The sequence below is a fragment of the Niallia endozanthoxylica genome, assembly GCF_008710145.1.
Classification (GTDB): domain Bacteria; phylum Bacillota; class Bacilli; order Bacillales; family Cytobacillaceae; genus Bacillus_BD; species Bacillus_BD endozanthoxylica.
Genome location: NZ_VYKL01000083.1, coordinates 1 through 2220 on the forward strand (window position 1 = coordinate 1; position 2220 = coordinate 2220).

The following is a 2220-nucleotide window of genomic DNA, read 5'->3' on the forward strand; positions in this document are numbered from 1 at the left end:
TCTCCCGCTTCAAATTCCGTCAGGAATTAAGCGGTGAGTAGTTCAAAACTCACATTATTTATATCACACTTTAAAATGATTCGTATTTGTTTAATTTTAAAAAAGAAGAATAGTATAAAAATTCCTCTCCTTATTAATATATAATTTTTTTATTAAATAAAAAACTATTTATTAGTTGTTAAATAATGGATAACCACATTTGGAATGAATTAATCCTGAGAGGTTATTCATTTACTTACATTTATAATAAGGGGAATATTTGCATAACTTATGCGTTTTTATGAAAAATAAGGAAAATAATCTTTTTAAGAAAGTGGAAAACGATAAAAAAATCCTCTACTTAGTAATTTACAATTACACAACTACTTTATTAAAAACTCCAGCCATTTACGATAAAAATATAGTCAATTGGTAAATAAAGAAAATTACATTTTTCATTGGTGTTATATACCAAATAAATTAGACGAATAAATCATTACTAATAAATGATTCCACATCTGATGTCTGAATGATGGTCAAATCTGCAAACGATAATGGATAATTGGTTTTTTTAGATACAATCCAAATTAATGGGAAACAAGGCTCTTTGGTTAAATTCCACCCTTCGTTTTTCCATTCATTGGATTGGTAGTAATGCAAATAACGATTGAATTTTTCATTCATTAAACTGGCTGAATAGATAGAATTCTGAATTTCCACAAAGATAGGGGTTCCATTCCATATCATAAATATATCAGGTTGCATAAAATTCGCTCCATAACGAGGTTCAACATGAAAGACTGAAGGCTTTGAATATCTATTGACGGAAATGTAGAAATCTGCAATCGCTAAATAGTGATTGACTTTCTGTGAATTAAATTTTATAGCCGGCGGATTGGAAAAATAGATGTAGGGTACATGATTTTCATTTGCCATAATATATCCTTCACGCCTCAATCTCTTTAAAACATAGTTAGTTGAAGTAATGGGATTTTTCAGTTTACTAAAAAAGAGGGACGAGATTTGATCTCTCGAAAGGCAACGGAAAAGTTGTAACGCCTGAATAATATTCCTATCCCTTTGTTTAAGCATAATACTTTTCCTCCTTTTTGCTGACTAAAACATCTGCTTTTATAACCGTTTATAATAAAAAGGGGATTAGATAATCGTTATATATAAAGATATATACAGTAAAAAACAAATGTAGTACCTACATTTGTTTTTTTGTATTAAGTAATAAAAACGATCTGTAAGATTACTTAAGTTTATTAGGGATAGTGTCAGGAAAATATGTATATACAATAAAGGAAAATGGCAATTTTATTAAAGGAATTCTGCTAATCCCTTTGCTGTTTTTACTAGTGGAAAAGACGAGTTTTTTATTATAATACTATCTAATGCCATTTCAAATGTTTTTTCATTCAATGGAAAATTATAATATGTACGCGAGTCTTATTATTTATACCTAAAACTGTTCTGATTATATTCAAATATGGTATTGAATCATCGCTTATTATTTTCAGTTTGTAATTCCCTTTTTTGTAGATATTGTTTGTAAATTTCTACTGTCCTCTGGACCATTACTTCAAGCAACCAATTATTTGGAGCCCACTCCTTTGTGTCAGTCCCAACCTTTTTCGTCGCTTTTCAGATGTTAACAAGGAACATAAATATTTAGTTAATGATTTACTTAAGGGATCAGACTACTATTTTTTCATAAGACATTTATTTAGTTTGCATTTTAATGGCTGAATTCCATTAACGGAATCCCCCTCTTTATACCCTCCAATTGTTTTTACTGAAAAGCTACATATGCATAATCATTAGATATTTTTGAGGTGTGCCTTTTCGTAGGGAATAATCTTCTTTTAACGAAGTATACATGGTAAAAAAGGAGGTTAAAGCTATGAATCACATTGAAGAATCTATCGAGAGTCAGCAATTGAAATGTTCAAAATGTGAAAAAGAAATAATGGATGAATGGGAGTATTATGATAATAATGGAGTTTGTGATGATTGTTACAGTATTCCTTTGAAAAAAAGCAGAGGTTTGATTATTAGTTGATCCTAGTGTTCCATTTGTTGAACTACTCACCGCTTAATTCCCGACGGAATTTGAAGCGGGAGATTCCTGCGAACACCGACGTATCCGTCAGTTATTGAGCAGGCTCTACCCGTCGTCCCGACGGTGATTACTTAACTATCCTGTACGTTGGACTCGCCACACGCCCTACTCTGCTT

2 protein-coding genes are annotated in these 2220 nt (G+C 30.9%); one reads left to right on the top strand and one right to left on the bottom strand.

All coding sequences use genetic code 11. The annotated features are described in order from the left end of the window. Nucleotides 1–459 precede the first annotated feature (459 nt). Nucleotides 460–1071, bottom strand: coding sequence for a replication-relaxation family protein (locus tag F4V44_RS27110; protein ID WP_150443086.1), 612 nt, complete (start codon nucleotides 1069–1071; stop codon nucleotides 460–462). An 814-nt stretch (nucleotides 1072–1885) separates the two neighbouring features. On the opposite strand from F4V44_RS27110, the gene F4V44_RS27700 reads away from it, so the two are divergent. Continuing rightward, complete coding sequence (locus F4V44_RS27700) at nucleotides 1886–2044, top strand: hypothetical protein (protein WP_191090883.1); 159 nt, start codon at nucleotides 1886–1888, stop codon at nucleotides 2042–2044. The last annotated feature ends 176 nt before the right edge of the window (nucleotides 2045–2220 follow it).